Source organism: Sinorhizobium fredii USDA 205 (assembly GCF_001461695.1).
In the GTDB taxonomy this organism is placed as follows: domain Bacteria; phylum Pseudomonadota; class Alphaproteobacteria; order Rhizobiales; family Rhizobiaceae; genus Sinorhizobium; species Sinorhizobium fredii.
Genome location: NZ_AUTC01000157.1, coordinates 13,339 through 29,528, shown reverse-complemented (window position 1 = coordinate 29,528; position 16,190 = coordinate 13,339). Strand labels below are relative to the sequence as shown.

Genomic DNA, 16,190 nt, shown 5'->3' with positions numbered 1-16,190 from the left:
TGCTTCGCGATTGCAACATGAGGTGTGGTCGTCGCCGCCGCGCTCCGGCGCAGGTTGCGGCGTTGCTGCTTGGTCGCACGCCCGACCTGAGACCGAGGATCTTGGCGTCAGACGGGTTTCTACAGCGCCGCGCGTCCAATCGGACGCGCTAAGGTCGCTGTAGCACTTTGAAATGCTGCATGATTTTGTCCTTAAATCGATTCCGATTTAAGGAATCATGCAGTAGAGAAGGGCTCCTTGTGGCCATGCCCCTGTAACAGAGGGGAGTTCAGGCGAACCGCGCTTCCCATTTTTCAATTAATCCGGCAACCGAATCTCGCCGCGGGCGCTCCTTTGGTAGATTTCGAAGCCCGCTGCGGGCGCTCTTTTGGTAGATTTGCCGCCGTGGAGCCCCAGTCTTGCTGCGGCTTTTCGGCTGGAGCAGGCCCCGTTTTTTCTTCATGGCGGGAGGTTCAGTGTTGTCGGCATCGTGCTCATAGCGCGGAAGCAGCTCACGCATGACCGAGATAACGGCCGAATCGTTGCCCCGCTCCGCATCGCGCTGCAGGCGAGCGAACGCGTTGCGCAACGTCGGCAAGGGAATGGGCTCCGGAACCGCGCCCAGGACGCCCGGCACCGGCGACGTAGTGCGCTTGTCGCTCTCGTCGAAAAGTTCCTCGTAGAGCTTTTCGCCCGGCCGGCAACCGATGATCTTGATCTCGATGTCCTGGTCCGGGGTGAAACCGGCCAGCCGGATCATCCGGCGTGCAATGTCGACGATCTTGACCGGCTCGCCCATGTCGAGAACGAAAATCTCACCCTGTCCGAGCTGCTTTTCGAAACCGTAGGCCGATGCCTGCAACGTTAGCTCCACGGCTTCACGGATCGTCATAAAAAAACGTGTCATGCATGGATCGGTGACGGTCAATGGGCCACCTCTTGCAAGCTGACGCTTGAAGAGCGGAATCAGCGATCCGCTTGAACCCAGCACGTTGCCGAAGCGAACAGTCATGAACCGCGGACCCTTGGCAGTTTCAAGACCGTGCAGGTCGAGCGCCTGGCAATAGAGCTCCGCAAGGCGCTTCGTCGCACCCATCACGCTTGTCGAGTTCACGACCTTGTCGGTCGATACCTGGACCATGGCAAGCGTGCCGTATTTCTTTGCCGCATTGGCAACGTTCATGGTGCCGATGACGTTCGTGAGGACGCCTTCGCGCGGGTTCATCTGCACCATGGGTACATGTTTGAGCGCCGCTGCATGGAAGACCAGCTCGGGCCGATGCCGATCAAAAATTTCCTCAACACGCTGGTTGCGGCGCACGCTGCAAAGGTAACTCCACCGGGATACCTTCGGGAAGGTCTCGGTGAGCGTCATGTCAATTGCGTAAAGATTGTACTCTGAATTGTCGACCAGCACGATCTCCGCCGGTTCGCACGCAGCGACTTGTGCGGTCAGCTCGCTGCCGATCGATCCGCCGGCTCCGGTGATTAGCACCCGCCGGCCGCGAACGAGACGGGCAATCGCCTCGCGATCGAGCGCCGCTTGCGGACGCTCGAGGAGGTCGGTGAGTTCGATCGACCGCAGTTCGTAAGGGTTGTCACCTTTGGCGAGCTTGAGCTCGGTCAGCTGCGACAGGCGCGACACTGCAATGCCGAGCCTGTCGGCGGACCGCAGCAGTTCGTCGGACGCGGTTTCGCCGAAGTTCGCCGGAGCTTCCGTGAAAACGACGTGACGCGGCCGCTTGTTGATTTGCTCCAGTTCCGCCACCACCCGCTCGAAATCCTCGACCCGCCCCGCGATCGGCACGCCGCGAAGGCTCATCCCGAGCTGGTCTGCATCTTTGTCGAGGCAGGCCACTGGCACATGAGTGGCGTTCGAGTCCCGGGCGAGTGCGCGCAGGTAAAGCTCGGCGGCGTCGCCCGCTCCGACCAGCAGCAGCGGGACTTGGTGGTCGTCGCCCGCCCCCTTATGGCGCCCATTCTTGAAAACGGGTCGCGCCAGTGGGATTTCCTCGGCGCGAAAGCTCAGCCGCGCGGCGGCGAGGAAGGCGATCAGAAGGAGCGACTGCATCGGGACGACGGTTCGCGGCATATCGGTCAGTCTTGTCGAAAAGAACAGGAGCGAGATGAGCAACAGAGATGTCACGAGGACTGCGCGAAGAATGATCAAGAGATCGGAGATGGAGCCATACTTCCAGTTTCGGCTATAGAGGCCGGACAAGGGGAAAATGATGGCGCAAATGGCGATGTACTGAGCGCCGGACCACAACAGGACAGAGGCGGTCTCGGGCCTCGTACTGAGCTCTGCAAAGCCGTAACGCAGCAATAGCGCCATGGCGAGCGCAATGCCTGCGGAGCCAAGGTCGGCAACGTATAGGGCAGGGTAGTTCTGAACGCTGAAAACGGCCCCTCGTAGACGCCGAAAGCCGATGTCGAGGGCCGCACCGCATACCGCCAGCAGCACTTTGGCCGATGATCTTGCTGCTTCCCCTCTCGGCAACATTAGGAAACTATCGCGCACTGCCTTTGCGGCGTTGTAAAAACGCTGCATGACGGCCCCTTCCTAATATCTGCAAGCCTGCCGTCCCGCCAAACGAAAACCGCACCCCTCCGACGAAGGCCTAATGGTTGGTCAAGAACGGTGCGTCTGTAAGTTTTGTCGTCGACTAGCTCGAAAGGCCTGATAAATCATATTCGACAAAAGATTACGCGTCGCGATGGATTGGATCACGACCCAAGAGAACCACGATAAAAAGCACGTAATTAATTCCTTGTAAATAGTCTTCAGTGTGCCGGCCAATCATAATTTACGACAAAGGTTGACCGGCTGCTGATTGGGTTAGCGTCTCCCGCATGTAGGCTGCCGGCAAAGTGACAGACCTGGCTATCCCTACAGCGCCGGGCGCCCTTATCAGGCGCGCAAAGGTCGCTGAGCACTTTGAATTGCTGCATGTCTTTGTCCTTAAATCGAGCGATTTAAGGAGACATGCAGTCGTGGTCAGAGGCGGATGTCAACTACGATTCAAATATGGAAAGATAGCTTCCGTCGTGCGGATCGGCGCCGCGATTTGGTGACCGATCCGGATCTCATGAGAAGAGCGCACAACTCGGCGCGCCTATATATCCAAAGGCATATGGTGTAACGAGGATGAAGAAGATAGTCTGTCCGGCGTACTTGAAGCTTAGACATTCAAGCTTTCAATGAGATTGTAGTCGATCACGCGCCATCCGGCATATTGCCATAATGGTCATGGCGTCAGCCCCTCTTTTTCATCGAGGTGGGCCGAAACATGCAAGCACGAAGCGTTATTGAGATTGCCGAGTCTGGCGGGCGGCTGCCTACGGAACTGATCATGGTCGGGTATTGGGCAAGCCAGGCTGGTGTCGTGGTCTTTGTTCTCAATGGTGTCGCCCCGCAGGCGATCAACTTGGTTCTGGACCCGATTGTGGCGACGCTGCCGTTGTCGATCCCTGGCGTGCTTTATGTCAGCATCAACGACAAGGCACGCGTATGCGAAGCTGTGCGATGCGCCGATGAGATCTATGCCGCGACCAGAACCTTCCGTCGACTGACAGCTCTCTACGGCATCTCACCGAGGCTCGTCCGGTCGGTCGTCACCGCCATTCCAAGCCTGGAAAGTCGCACCCTTCTGTCCGAAAAAGACGCGCGCGCGCCAAAGCCTGCCGGGCCTCACATAGTTATGCCTTTCCCGGCGATGAACCGCGTCCGCTGGGGTGCGACTGACACGACAACCAAGCATCCGGCAAAGGCCGCGGTCTGAAGGACTTTCCGATTTTTCGGCGTGGTTGGCAGGCCTTGAACTTCATCGAGGCAATTCACCTCCTCCCGAGCCGCGGTCCGACGGACAGCCCTCCTCCTCGCAGGCTGTCGGTCACTATTGAAGCCCGGCGCACTTCGTCCCGCGCCGGGCTTTGTCGTTTTCGCAGGAACTCTATCCCGAATTTGCCATTCTTATCGATCAATGCCCCCAACGAGGACTTTCAAGGAGGAGGGATCGTGGACATCAGCGCCAGTGACCGCGAGCTCATCGCGGTGATGAGACAGTACTTTGCGGCGAAAGCCGAGCTGGAGAGCTTGAAAGAACAATTGGAGGCGGCACGGCAGGCAACCAGCGCTGCGATCGGCGTGTTCTACGATCCCCGCCAGAACGCCGAGCATGCCGGCGACCTGCAGCGCTCGCATCGCTTGAAGGGAGAGATGGCGTCGCTGATGCAGCGTGCTGAAGCTTGGGGCAGGGCAGCATTAACCGCTGACCGGCGCGACAGATCCGAGTGGGAAGCGGAACCGGAACCGGAAGAATGGCAGTCGTTTGAGAGGCGAGCCGATACGTTGTTCGGCGCGTAGCCACGCTTAGACGATCAGCCGGGCCGCTGGTCCATTCTTTGGTTCCGCATTGTTGTAATAGATCGCCGCTCGAGGACGGCTTCTCCTATGCGATACGCCGGACGCGATGCGTGGACGGGTAGCCGCGGTCCACTCTCTGTTCATCGGCGCCTCGAACGAACTCGGTGAATTCGAATCCGGCCACTGCGGCGCTGTTCGGTCTGGTGCCGGCGGAGGCGCCGGAACACTCCTTGTCTCGGCCCTGTGGGCGATCATCTTCCCCGAACTGCGAAAACCTGCCCGCCTCGTCGACTGACCAGTTCGGTTGGGATTTCCTGAAAATGTTCCGTTTTCGCGATCGCTTGGCTCAACTGCGTCTTGCCACTCGCTGCGTATCATCTTCGCAACATGGCGGCGCGAGTTCTTAAATCCCTGACCCGTTGAGCTCTTGGTCGTCGTCGCCTTCCCAAGGTGAGGGCATCGAGGTGCGATCGAGATTGGCCGAGGGCATCGGCATCCAGCACTTCAATTCCGGCTCGGCGTATTCGATGATGCGGCCGGGCGAGGAATCAGAGGCGCGCCAGCCTTCTGCACCGAACTGATCGCCATTCGACCAATATGCGAGGTCAACTTCTGCCGCCCCCTGTTCGGACGGGCGGATCGTGACGAGTATCCGACTGCCGTTCTTCGGCGCGCTTGCCATGTGGCGCCAGCGGTCTGGCTCGGCCATCATTTTTCCTCCTGCCTTGCTGCGGATTGCAAGTGTCTCCTCGCCCTCGAAAACGGTCAACTCAAACTTTGCACAACCCATCGTCTATCGATTGACTGTCCGATCAGGATGGACGCCCCGAATTGAGGCGTACCATCGCTCCTCGGCTAGGCCGGGCAAAACTTTGCTCCTAGGCCGAATTCCGACGTTGTCTGAATTGAGCGCGCGGTCGATTGAGGTGTCCCCGCTAACATGGCTGACTTCGAGACGGGTATCATTGCCCCCGCTCGTCGATGCCCTGGTCGTCCGCGTCGCCGGCAGGCTGGGTGGCGGGACACCCGCCGGCAATTTCAAAACCCGAGAATATCTTTGCATAGGGGCAGCTTGCGTGGAGCTGACTAGCCGCGGCGCCATCGTGTATCGCTCCGGGTGTTGCCCTCATCTCCCATTGAAGATGATAGAAGAAGTCCCCCTTCAAAGCTCAGCCGTCGCACCAAAAGCTGATATACTCTCCGCGTGGCCACCGCGGGGGCAAAGCATGAGCGATCAAACAGTGCGCGTATTGCTTGTCGAGGATAACCCGCTCCATGCGAAGTTGATCCAAAGACTGCTCGACACCGAAATGCAGTTACACTGCGAGGTGGTGGCCGTGGACCGCTTGGCCGACGGGCTTGGACAACTCGAGCGGGGCGCGACTGATCTGGTACTGCTCGATCTGATCCTGCCGGACAGCCACGAGCTGGAGACGCTGTTTAGAATAAGAGCGGCTGCCCCGGATGTCCCGGTGGTGATCCTGACGGGCCTCGACGATGTGAAGCTCGCGGCGCACGCGGTCGAGGCAGGTGCCAGCGACTTTCTGCTGAAGACCAGGCTTAACGGCGTCGCGCTCGACAGGGCAATCCGCTACACGCTGGCGCGCAAGCGCGCCCATGGCGGCGAGTGGGACTCGCCGATGTTCCGTCTCGCCCAGCAACAATTCCTGAAGGCCGCCCAGATCATGAATCTGGATGACAACATCCGCCAGCGGCTGCTGTTTCCGCAGCGCACCCAAGTGGTGTCGTTTCCGTTCTTCCGCGACGACCGCGCGCAGGTCGAGACCGTGTTCGGATATCGGGTGCAGCATGTCCTGACGATGGGACCCACGAAAGGCGGCATTCGTTATCACGAAGATGTCGATCTTGGCGATGTCGCAGCGCTGGCGACCTTAATGACCTGGAAGTGCGCGCTCATGCGGTTGCCCTTTGGCGGCGCCAAGGGTGGTGTGCGCGTCGACCCTACTGTTCTTTCGAAAAGCGAACTGCAACGGCTGACCCGACGCTATACCGCCGAGATCATCGACATAATCGGGCCGGATAAGGACATCCCCGCGCCCGACATGGGGACCGACGAGCAGGTGATGGCCTGGGTGATGGACACCTACAGCCAGCAGGTCGGCCATGCGGTTCCGGCGGTGGTCACAGGCAAACCCGTGGTGCTCGGGGGCTCGCTCGGACGCAAGGAGGCGACCGGGCGCGGGTTGGTCTATGTCATCGAAGCTGCGGCCGAGGCAATCCGGCTTGATATGGCCAAATCGAATGCGGTGGTGCAGGGGTTCGGCAATGTCGGTAGCTTTGCAGCGCGGTTTCTGGCCGAGGCGGGCGTCAAGATCATCGCTGTCAGCGACGTGTCGACGGGACTCTACAACGCCAACGGCCTGTCAGTGAATGCGCTACTGGAATATGTGGCCAAAAATCGGGTGCTGGCGGGCTTTCCCGATGCAGAGCCGATCTCAAACGCCGAGCTTCTGGAACTGGAATGTGATGTCTTGGTCTTGGCGGCACTGCAAAATCAGGTAACCGCCGAGAACGCCGAGAGGATCAAGTGCCGGTTGCTGGCCGAAGGCGCGAACGGCCCGACCACGCTCGAGGCAGACGAGATTCTCAACGAGCGTGGAGTGCATATCATTCCCGACATTCTCGGCAATGCTGGCGGAGTGACTGTTTCCTATTTCGAGTGGGTGCAGGGTCTGCAGAACCTGACCTGGACACTCGACGAGATCAATTACCGGCTCAAGGCGATCTTGCTCGATGCATTTGCACGGACGCGTCGACGTGCGGAAGATGACCAGTTGGACCTGCGTACCGCTGCCTTGATAGAGGGGATCGCCCGCGTGACCCAGGCCAAACTGCTGCGCGGTCTATTCCCATAAGGCGCCTGAACATCCCACCCGGATGCGGAGGGATTCAATGACCAAGAATACCGACACTACTCATGCCTCCTGCAGCGATCATACGCTTGCGGAGCAGCTCGAAGCTGCCTTGGCCGCACGGGCACGGGCAGAAGCGGCACGCGACAGTCTTTTGGACGGGATCGAGTCAGCTTTGGAAGGGTTCGTTCTTTATGATGCCGACGACCGGATGGTCGCGTTCAACTCGCGCTTCGAGAAACTGTTTTCCCCCAGAGTCGCGATGGGAATGCGGTTCGAGGACCTGATCCGTTCCGCTGTGGAGCAGGGGTTGGCCCCAGTAGGCGAGTTGGGTGTGGAGGAGTGGGTAGCGCGACGCATGGAGCGCCATCGAAATCCGGGCCCACCATTCAAGCTGAGGCTCAACAACGGGACATGGATTCGCATTAGTGAAGGCCGGACCCGCGATGGCGGTCTGGTCGGCGCCTATACCGACATTACCGAACTTGAGGAACAGCGCGAGCATCTCGAGGAGCTGGTCAAGACAACCGAGGCTGCGACAGCGCGCGCCGAGGCCGCGCAAAGGCAGTTGCTCGATGCAATCGAATCTTCCTTGGAGGGTTTCGCACTCTATGACGCCTCGGACCGGCTGGTCGTCTATAACTCGCGCTACCGGGATTTCTTTTCAGGGCCGGAGCGTGCCGTCCTGCCTGCCGAACCATTTGCCGTCGAAACACCGGGCGCGTCCTTCGAGCTCGTGATTCGAACTTTTGCGGAAAGCGGCCTGTCGTCGCTCGACGGCCAGACAGTCGATGAATGGATTGCCCAGCGCCTCGAGCGCCACCGCAATCCGCGCGGCCCTTTCAATTTGAAGCATCAGGATGGGACCACTATCCGCGTCAGCGAGCGCAAGACCAGCGACGGCGGAACGATATGTGTCTATTCAGACATTACCGAGCTTGAAGAGCACCGCCATCGTCTGGAGGAGCTGGTGGCCAAGCGCACTGCCAAGCTGGAGCAGCGGACGGAGCAATTGCGCAAGTCGCGTGAGGAGCTTGAGCGCGCCCGTGATGCGGCCGAGCAGGCAAGCATTGCCAAGAGCGAATTCCTTGCGAATATGAGCCATGAAATCCGCACGCCAATGAATGGTGTGATCGGCATTGCTGAACTGCTTGAGGGGACCGAGCTTTCCGATCAGCAGCGCAGATACGTCTCGATCATCCTCCATTCCGCCGACACGCTGATGGACCTGATCAACGACATTCTCGACTTCTCGAAGATCGAAGCGGGACGATTGGAGCTCGAGACGATCCCGTTCATGCTGCGCGATACGTTGGGCGACACGCTGCAAACTCTCGCCAAACGCGCCGCCGACAAGGGCCTGGAGCTTGCCTGCCACATCCCTCCCGAGGTGCCGGATCACTTGATGGGGGATCCGACACGGCTACGGCAGATCATCGTCAATCTTGTCGGGAATGCGATCAAGTTCACCGAGAATGGCGAGGTAGTGGTTGATGTCACTTTGGTAGGTCAGGGAGACCAAGGGGCACGCCTTCAGTTCGACGTGCGCGACACGGGCATCGGCATTCCAGCAGCGCAGCAGGAGCGCATATTCGAGGCTTTCGCCCAAGCCGACACCTCGACGACGCGGCAATACGGGGGCACCGGGCTCGGCCTGGCGATCGCCGCTCAACTTGCCGAGAAGATGGGCGGACCGATGCAGCTCGACAGCAAGCCGGGCGTTGGCAGCGTCTTCACTTTCGCAGCCGATTTCGTGCTCGCGCCGGAGGCGCAAAAGGCACGCCCGGTGCGCGAGGCAGAATTGCGCGGACGGCGCGTATTGGTGGTCGATGACAACGCCACCAATCGCCAGATCCTCGAGGAAATCGTCGTCAATTGGGGCATGATCCCAATCGTCGCAGTGGACGGAGCGGCGGCGCTCAATGCACTCGAACAGGCATCTGGTGCGCTACCGGATCTCGCACTCCTCGACGTTATGATGCCTCGGATGAGCGGCTTCGAACTTGCGGCCTGCATGCGACTGCGCCCAGCGCTCAAGGAGACACGAATCGTCATGATGTCCTCCGCCGGTCGGCCGAGCGACGAGGCGCTGCTGCGCAAGCTGGATGTCTCCAGATTGCTTGTGAAGCCTGTAAAACAGTCCGATCTCCTGAACGCGATCACCAACGCACTTGGCTTCTCGATGCGGGAAGACGAGCTCGAGGGTACTGCCAGCCCGGCGCGCCTGCGGACGGGCCCGGGGCTCACCGTGCTGCTTGCCGAGGACGGGGCGGTCAACCGGCAGGTCGCGGTTGATCTGCTGACGAAGCGCGGCCATCGCGTCGAGGCGGTGGGGAACGGTCAAGAGGCGGTCGAAGCGGCTGAGCATGGCAGTTACGATCTTGTGCTGATGGATGTTCACATGCCGGTGATGGACGGGCTCGCCGCGACCACCGCGATCCGCGCGCTCGCTCGAGCCGAGTGCGCCCGTGTGCCGATCATCGCACTGACTGCGAGCGCGACGCCGGCCGACCGCGAGCGCTGTCTCGCGGCAGGAATGGACGGTTACGTGACGAAGCCGTTCCGCGCCAGCGAACTCTTCCGCGTCGTCGAACAGTATCAACCCAAGCCGGCATCCGCTGTGGCCGGACCGGCAACCGCCATCCCGGAGCAGCCGGCGGCTGCAGAAGCGTCCGCGCTGGACTGGGATGGCGCTCTCAGCAATCTTGACGGCGACGCGGCGCTCTTGCGCGAGTTGGCGGCAATGTTCCTTGTCGAATACCCGAAACTGACGGCCGCCATCGACGCGGCACATGCCGGCGGCGATGCCGCGGAGTTGAGGCGCGCAGCACACACACTGAAAGGCGCGGCGGATGTGATCGGTGCCGGCGGCGTGGTGACGGCGGCACAACGGCTGGCGAATCTAGGCCGCGAAGGCAGGCTTGAACCCGTTCCCGAAGCTCAACGTGCGTTGGCGGCTGAACTGGATCGCCTGCGGCCGCTACTTCAGCGAGCAGCATCGGGCGCCTGAAGGATTGGTGTCAAATCAATCCACAATCGAGGTGTGCCATCCGCTGTGCTTTGCGCCGCCCATTGGCCGTCAGCGTGCAACCGGCTCAGGATGGACATTTGTGTGGGGCAAGTATCGTGAACGCGTCCGTAGATCAGGGCGCTCACACACAGAGTTTTGAGTGGACGGGCAGGGGCGGTGCCGGGAAGATGCTTCCGAAAACTGCCGAGGGCTCGTAGTGGAACGCAAACTCGCAGCAATCGTAGCGGGCGACATCGTCGGCTATGCGCGGCTGATGTCCGAGGACGAATCCTCGACCTACGCGGCCCTGCGCGCGACCTTCAGCGAATTGATCGTCCCGACCGTCGAGAAGCATGGCGGCCGGACCTTCAAGACCACCGGCGACGGCTTTCTGGCAACATTTCCGAGCGTCAACGAGGCGCTGGATGCGGCGATCGAAATCCAGAACGGATTTGTCGACCGGCCGTTCAGTATGCGCATCGGCATCAACCTCGGCGATGTCATAGAAGACAATGGTGACATGTTCGGCGATGGCGTCAACGTCGCTTCGCGTCTGGAAGCCATGGCCGCGCCGGCCAGCATTTTTGTGAGCGAGGCGGTGGTGCGCAGCGCTGACCGGACCCGCAACAAGCTCTTCTACAGTATCGGGCGAAGGCAGGCCAAGAACATAGCCGAGCCGCTCGCCGTCTACGCGGTGCGGCTCGAGCCGGACCGGCTGGGTGGTCGCGCTTGGATACGGCGGATTGCTCTCCGCCGGCGTGCCGCTTTGCCATTTGCAGTAGGGGCTGCAGGGCTCATCGTCCTCGCCGTTTTCACCCAGGTGCCGGATTTAAGAGCGATCGGCGCGGATCTCACCGACAGCCTCGTGCGACTGTCAGGTGGCAAGCCCGCAGATGCACGGCCGACCGTGGCGGTGTTGCCCTTTGACAATATGAGTGGCGAAACCGACCAGGCTTATTTCGCCGACGGGTTGACCGAAGACATCATCGCCAACCTTGCGCGAAATCCCGAGCTCCAGGTGATTGCGCGCAACTCGACTTTTGCGCTGCGCGGCCAGGCGGAGGATATCCGCAGGATCGGCGAAAGACTTGGGGCCGGCTATGTGGTGGAAGGCAGCGCCAGGCGCGCTGGTGACCAGCTTCGCGTGGTGGCGCAGCTGATCGATGCACGCAGCGGCGCTCATCTCTGGTCGCGCACCTACGACCGGCGCGTCGAGGACGTCTTTGCGCTCCAGACCGATCTGACCGCGGAGATCGTCTCGCATCTGGTGTCCTACGTGCGCGAGTCCGAGGTATCGAACGCGGCTGAACGCCCGACCGAAAACCTTCAGGCCTACGACCTGGTCCTCAAGGCGCGTGACGGGTACAAACACGGCTCGAATGATGCCGAGGCCCTGATGGCCGCGCGTGCGCTACGTCATCGTGCTCTCGAGCTCGACCCCGGCTACGCCGCGGCGCGCGCCAATCTCGGCATGACCTATATCGTTGACTTCGCGCAGAACCTCAGCGGCAGGGCATCCCAGACCGATGTGGAAACCGGTCTCAGCGAGGCGCGCCAGGCCGTTCGCCTGGATCCAAATCTTGCTGTCGGCTATCAGGTCCTGAGCTTCGGCCTTTCGGTCAACGGCGACTATGCCAGCGCCATGCAGGCCGCGCAACGGGCGGTCGAACTCAATCCGAACGACCCGGACAGCCTAATGGCGCTGGCAAAGGCGCAGGTCCGATTCGGAAGCTATGACGAGGCCGTGCGCAACGCCGAGCGCGCGCGTCGGCTGCACCCGATGGCACCGGAGTACTACACCTACGTCTACGGCCAGGCACTCTATGCGGCCGGCCGCCTCGATGAAGCCGATCAGGTCCTGCGGGAATGCCTGATCCGTGCGCCCCGCGAAGCGGATTGCCTGCTGATCCACACGGCCGTCCTGATCCAGCGCGAAGACGTGCAAGGAGCGCAGCGTACGATGGCACTCCTGACGGACGTGGACCCCGAGTTCTCACTCGCCGACGAGCGGGCCAATCGTCGCTTCGGCAATTCGCGGCTCATGGAGCAGTTCCTCGAGCAGCTCGCAGAAGCGAGGGCTCCAGATGCGACAAGTGGCATCCTTTCCCCGAGGCGGCCATTGCTTTAGGCCTGCACGGTTGGTGCAGAAAAGCGTGCAACGACTTGCCACCTGAATTTGCTGGGGACGCAGGCGCCGTTCACGTAGGTGCCGATCCCAAGCAAAATGGCTGCGGGAACCAGATAGCCGAGTGACGACCAGCCCCCTTGCAGCTGCGAGAGCCGCTGCGCGATCGGCACTCGGCGGATAGATCCACTCGGTGTTGATCGTCGTAGGGAATGGCTGGCGGCATGCAGGCCAAGGAGTGGCCGCCGCGCTCGGGCGTCGCAATAGGCCCTCGAGCGCGGCGTAAGCGGATGTCATCAGGATGCTGCGGTCAGGCCTCGCCGTGAAATGCAGGATTCCCGCGACAGAGCTTTGCCCGATCGAACCTGACTTTTATGGAAAACACGGATCGATAGGACGACCCCGGCGATCAGGATAGCGACCCCGGTGACTTCCATTGCGGTCGGCCATCGACCATGAACGATGAGCCCGCCAATGACGCCGAAGGCGGTTTCCGCGACGATCAATTGCGCGGTCAGTGCGACGGGCAGGGTTCGGGAGGCGACATTCCACGCCCACACGCCGCCCACCGTGGCCAGCAGCGCGAGGGATATGCCCCAGAGATAGAGCCAACCGGCGGCGTTCCATTCGAAACCGAGCCTGGGAAGCTGGAAGAGATGCATCGCTGCACCAATTGGGTAGAAGGCCAGCATCAACACGCCTCCGCCGACCAGTGTGAGCGCCGACCACACGGCTGACGGCATTTCGGGTCGGGTGGCGATTGCAGCCTCGTTGGCAATGGCGAACCAGACCCACAAGGCCACGGCTGCGAGGGCCAGCGGAATACCGATCCAGAGCGAGCGGACGGACTTCAATCCTTCGGCCGTGAATGCCGAGCCGTTGACGAGAACAAGGCCGATCAGCACCAGCATGAGCGGCATCATCAAAAATCGCCATGGCAACGATCCCTGCCGCTGGTTGCCGATGATTGCCAGAACGATCGGGACCAGGCCGAGAAAAGCGGGAGCGATGACCGGACCGGCAAAGATGGCGGCTCCCGTTACCGTCAGGAAGTAGCCGACATAGCCGATGAAGGCGAGCCAGGTCGTCGAAAGCCAATTTCGGAGCGTGAGATGTTGCATCACGCCTTTTCCCGAAAACAGAATGCAAAGGCCGACCAGAGCCGAAACGACGTGGCGGACAAGGGCAAAATCAAAGGTGGAGTAGTCACCGATGATGAAGGGCACGATGAAATTGAGCGAAAAGGCAAAGGCCGCGAAGAGTGCGGCAAAAACGCCAATAGAGAATCTCTTGTCCATTGCTCTTCCTTCCAGGCAAAGCTTCGCTATCGGCGAGACGACGTCCAGCCGGTCAGAGGATGCTGTTTAGCGCGTTGACTCCTGGCTTCAGGATTGTGCCGCGGCACGTTTTCGGCGGTACGGCTCCGCCGGGAGGCCGCCCCAGCCCCATTGTCGAGATCGACCTCTTCGATGACGACGTAGGTCGATTCCAGCGGCTTGCTCAGGACGTTGAGGAGCACCTCGCTGACACCCTTGATGATCGCAGCCTTTTCCTCAGGCGTGACCGACTTGCGGCCGGGTGCGCTTCCATCACGGGTAACCTGTACGGTGACGATAGGCATTACGGTCTCCTTTGCGAGAGTGATTTGGTTTTGTCTTGGGGGCGCCCGCGCGTGAACTGCCGTGCGGCCACTCTTGATGTGGCGATTACCACCGACCGGCGTTCTGGCCGCCGTCGACGTGGAGGATCTCCCCGGTGACGAAGCCCGCGGTCTCGAGATAGAGAACGGCATCGACGATGTCGCGAATTTCACCCATTCGCTCTACCGGGTGCAGGGCCGCGAGCGCCGCATGCGTCTCGAAAGGGTGCATCGGTGTCTTGATCACCCCCGGGGAGACCGCGTTGACGCGAACGCCGCTCTTCGAGAACTCCATCGCCAGCGACCGGGTCACGGCGTTCAGGCCACCCTTGGTCAGGGACGCAAGCGCCGAGGGCATGCCGACCATCGGCTGATCAACCAGGCTGGTGGTGATGCTGACGATATGGCCCGAGCCTTGCTTCAGCATCACCGCAGCGGCGCGCTGGGTGATGTGGAAGAAGCCGGCCACGTTCACGCCGAGGTTATGCTCGTAGTCCTCCTGGGTCATTTCGACGAACGGCTTGGCGAGGAAGACGCCGGCATTGTTCACGAGCGAGTCGATGCGGCCAAAGCGCTCAAGCCCTTCGCGGACGATCCGCTCGGCGGTCTCCGGCTTGCTTATGTCGCCCGCGACGGTGTGGACATGCGGGTCGGCGCTCGGCCTGATGGACCGGGAAGTGGCGACGACGCGGTAGTTGCGGTCGCGGTAGGCGCGAACCAATCCGGCGCCGATGCCTTGTGACGCGCCGGTGATGATGACGACCTTCTGTTCGGTGGTCATTGAAATGATCCCTTTCTCGCTTGCAGCGGCCGCTTAAAGCGTCCGCCCTTCGCCCTCGGCGTTGGTGCAGAAGAAGCTAGATCAGTCCTGTTTCTGGGAGAATAACCGGAGGCTGGCAGGCACTCAACCGAAATTCGGCATAATCAGTTAAGCGTGCCTGCCTCCGCTGCCAGGCGAGCAAATTCAGAGCGCAGACGCGGCGCGGCGAAGTCGACGAAGGCGCGGACCTTCGGTACCGACATGCGTCCCTGTGGGGCAATGAGATGCGCCGGCAGCGGCGGGTGCTCGGCTTCGGCAAGCACGATCTTGAGGCGCCCGTCTCTCACATATTCGGCAACGTGATAGGAATAGAGCCTGGTCAGACCACGTCCGGCCTCGGCCGAAGCGGCAGCTGCGCGCACGCTGTTGACGACACAACGCGGTGTGAACTGAACGGTCCGGGGGATGGACGCGCCCTTTGCCGGCGTGAAGTTCCACGAGTCGAGGCCGAAATTGGTGAAGGCCACGATCTGGTGTTTCGCGAGATCTGTCGGCTCGTCGATACGTGGATGACTGGCGAGGTATCGAGGCGAGGCGACCACGACGCGCCGGACATCGCCGCCGACCCGGGTGGAGATGAGCGACGAATCCGCGAGCTGGCCGATCCGCAGGGCAATGTCGACGCCTTCATCGATCAGGTTGACGAACCGGTCGAGCAGGAGAAGCCGGGCCGAAACGGCTGGGTAGAGATCGAGGAAATCGTCCAGGATGGGGCGAAGTATCTCTTCCCCGAGGATTGGCGGCGCCGAGATCGTCAATACGCCGCGGGGGGCGGAACGCTCCCCGCCTGCAAGCATGTCGGCCTCTTCGAGATCGGTAAGCACCCGTCGACAGGCGGCCGCATAGCGTTGGCCTGCTTCGCTGAGTTTGAGCGTGCGGGTAGTGCGATGCAGTAGCTCCACGCCGACATGCGCCTCCAGTAAACTCAGCGCTCGGCTGACCGCCGTCGGCGAGCGCTTCAGCCGTCGGGCGGCACCGGCGAGACTGCCTTCGTCGATCGCCGCCACGAAAACCTTCATTGCATCGATACGATCCATTTATTCTGCCGCCTTTCGGGATGGTGACTGCCAGGGCGCGAGTAATCGCCCGAAAACGCCACCAGTCAATAATGGGATCCCGCTGAAATGGCGGACGGTCCGGGGGAAAGCCCCGATACGGAAGAGGCGGTGCAACTGACCCAAGTCGTGCCGTTCCTCGTCAAGGATGAGTAGAAGCGTTTGGGCGGCCGGTTGATTACCGGCCAGAACCCATCTTCGTCGACTTCCTTTGCGCGGCAACCGCGCAAGCTTCTGCGATAGTCCACGTCGGCGCGTAGGTCTTGCCGCGCAGCCCCGCGACGCGCTCCTGCATTTTGATACAGATCCGCTTGGGAGAGGAC

At 61.2% G+C, this 16,190-nt stretch carries 11 protein-coding genes and 1 pseudogene; 6 read left to right on the top strand and 6 right to left on the bottom strand.

The window, feature by feature from the left end; genetic code table 11:
• Nucleotides 1-268 precede the first annotated feature (268 nt).
• Complete coding sequence (locus N181_RS22150) at nucleotides 269-2,443, bottom strand: polysaccharide biosynthesis protein (protein WP_234886022.1); 2,175 nt, start codon at nucleotides 2,441-2,443, stop codon at nucleotides 269-271.
• Nucleotides 2,444-3,269: 826 nt separating this feature from the next.
• Here N181_RS22150 and N181_RS22145 point away from each other — a divergent pair.
• From N181_RS22145 to N181_RS34300, 3 genes are all read left to right on the top strand, one after another.
• A complete protein-coding gene (locus tag N181_RS22145) occupies nucleotides 3,270-3,761 on the top strand; it encodes a hypothetical protein (protein WP_037431944.1) in 492 nt (163 codons plus the stop codon).
• 236 nt (nucleotides 3,762-3,997) lie between these two features.
• Complete coding sequence (locus N181_RS22140) at nucleotides 3,998-4,345, top strand: hypothetical protein (protein ID WP_037431943.1); 348 nt, start codon at nucleotides 3,998-4,000, stop codon at nucleotides 4,343-4,345.
• A 106-nt stretch (nucleotides 4,346-4,451) separates the two neighbouring features.
• Entirely contained in the window at nucleotides 4,452-4,640 is a 189-nt protein-coding gene (locus N181_RS34300) for a hypothetical protein (protein WP_037431941.1), read from the top strand.
• Nucleotides 4,641-4,748: 108 nt separating this feature from the next.
• Here N181_RS34300 and N181_RS22130 read toward each other — a convergent pair whose 3' ends face one another.
• Nucleotides 4,749-5,054: a hypothetical protein gene (locus tag N181_RS22130; protein ID WP_037431961.1), complete on the bottom strand. Its 306-nt coding sequence runs from the start codon at nucleotides 5,052-5,054 to the stop codon at nucleotides 4,749-4,751.
• A gap of 517 nt (nucleotides 5,055-5,571) precedes the next feature.
• Between N181_RS22130 and N181_RS22120 the strand changes: the two genes are divergently transcribed.
• The 3 genes from N181_RS22120 to N181_RS22110 all read left to right on the top strand — a co-directional run bounded on the left by N181_RS22120 (nucleotide 5,572) and on the right by N181_RS22110 (nucleotide 12,356).
• On the top strand, nucleotides 5,572-7,221 hold the full coding sequence (locus N181_RS22120; RefSeq protein WP_037431938.1) for a Glu/Leu/Phe/Val dehydrogenase dimerization domain-containing protein: 1,650 nt from the start codon (nucleotides 5,572-5,574) through the stop codon (nucleotides 7,219-7,221).
• 37 nt (nucleotides 7,222-7,258) lie between these two features.
• The gene (locus N181_RS22115) at nucleotides 7,259-10,228 is read left to right on the top strand and encodes a hybrid sensor histidine kinase/response regulator (RefSeq protein ID WP_060563891.1); all 2,970 of its coding nucleotides are present in this window, start codon (nucleotides 7,259-7,261) and stop codon (nucleotides 10,226-10,228) included.
• A gap of 217 nt (nucleotides 10,229-10,445) precedes the next feature.
• A complete protein-coding gene (locus N181_RS22110) occupies nucleotides 10,446-12,356 on the top strand; it encodes an adenylate/guanylate cyclase domain-containing protein (protein ID WP_060563889.1) in 1,911 nt (636 codons plus the stop codon).
• 293 nt (nucleotides 12,357-12,649) lie between these two features.
• On the opposite strand, the gene N181_RS22105 is transcribed toward N181_RS22110, so the two are convergent.
• The 4 genes and pseudogenes from N181_RS22105 to N181_RS22090 form a co-directional block, all read right to left on the bottom strand.
• The gene (locus N181_RS22105; RefSeq protein ID WP_037431932.1) at nucleotides 12,650-13,651 is read right to left on the bottom strand and encodes a DMT family transporter; all 1,002 of its coding nucleotides are present in this window, start codon (nucleotides 13,649-13,651) and stop codon (nucleotides 12,650-12,652) included.
• An 87-nt stretch (nucleotides 13,652-13,738) separates the two neighbouring features.
• Nucleotides 13,739-13,974 (bottom strand): annotated as a pseudogene (locus tag N181_RS22100) (tautomerase family protein).
• An 85-nt stretch (nucleotides 13,975-14,059) separates the two neighbouring features.
• On the bottom strand, nucleotides 14,060-14,773 hold the full coding sequence (locus N181_RS22095) for an SDR family NAD(P)-dependent oxidoreductase (RefSeq protein WP_037431931.1): 714 nt from the start codon (nucleotides 14,771-14,773) through the stop codon (nucleotides 14,060-14,062).
• Between the two features lie 143 nt (nucleotides 14,774-14,916).
• The gene (locus N181_RS22090; protein ID WP_037431930.1) at nucleotides 14,917-15,849 is read right to left on the bottom strand and encodes a LysR family transcriptional regulator; all 933 of its coding nucleotides are present in this window, start codon (nucleotides 15,847-15,849) and stop codon (nucleotides 14,917-14,919) included.
• Between the last annotated feature and the right edge of the window lie 341 nt (nucleotides 15,850-16,190).

Bases quoted from the DNA above. Each gene is read 5' to 3' on its own strand.
- N181_RS22095 (WP_037431931.1), bottom strand. From the start codon at position 14,773: ATGACCACCGAACAGAAGGTCGTCATCATCACCGGCGCGTCACAAGGC.
- N181_RS22145 (WP_037431944.1), top strand. From the start codon at position 3,270: ATGCAAGCACGAAGCGTTATTGAGATTGCCGAGTCTGGCGGGCGGCTG.
- N181_RS22115 (WP_060563891.1), top strand. From the start codon at position 7,259: ATGACCAAGAATACCGACACTACTCATGCCTCCTGCAGCGATCATACG.
- N181_RS22090 (WP_037431930.1), bottom strand. From the start codon at position 15,849: ATGGATCGTATCGATGCAATGAAGGTTTTCGTGGCGGCGATCGACGAA.
- N181_RS22130 (WP_037431961.1), bottom strand. From the start codon at position 5,054: ATGGCCGAGCCAGACCGCTGGCGCCACATGGCAAGCGCGCCGAAGAAC.
- N181_RS34300 (WP_037431941.1), top strand. From the start codon at position 4,452: ATGCGTGGACGGGTAGCCGCGGTCCACTCTCTGTTCATCGGCGCCTCG.
- N181_RS22105 (WP_037431932.1), bottom strand. From the start codon at position 13,651: ATGGACAAGAGATTCTCTATTGGCGTTTTTGCCGCACTCTTCGCGGCC.
- N181_RS22120 (WP_037431938.1), top strand. From the start codon at position 5,572: ATGAGCGATCAAACAGTGCGCGTATTGCTTGTCGAGGATAACCCGCTC.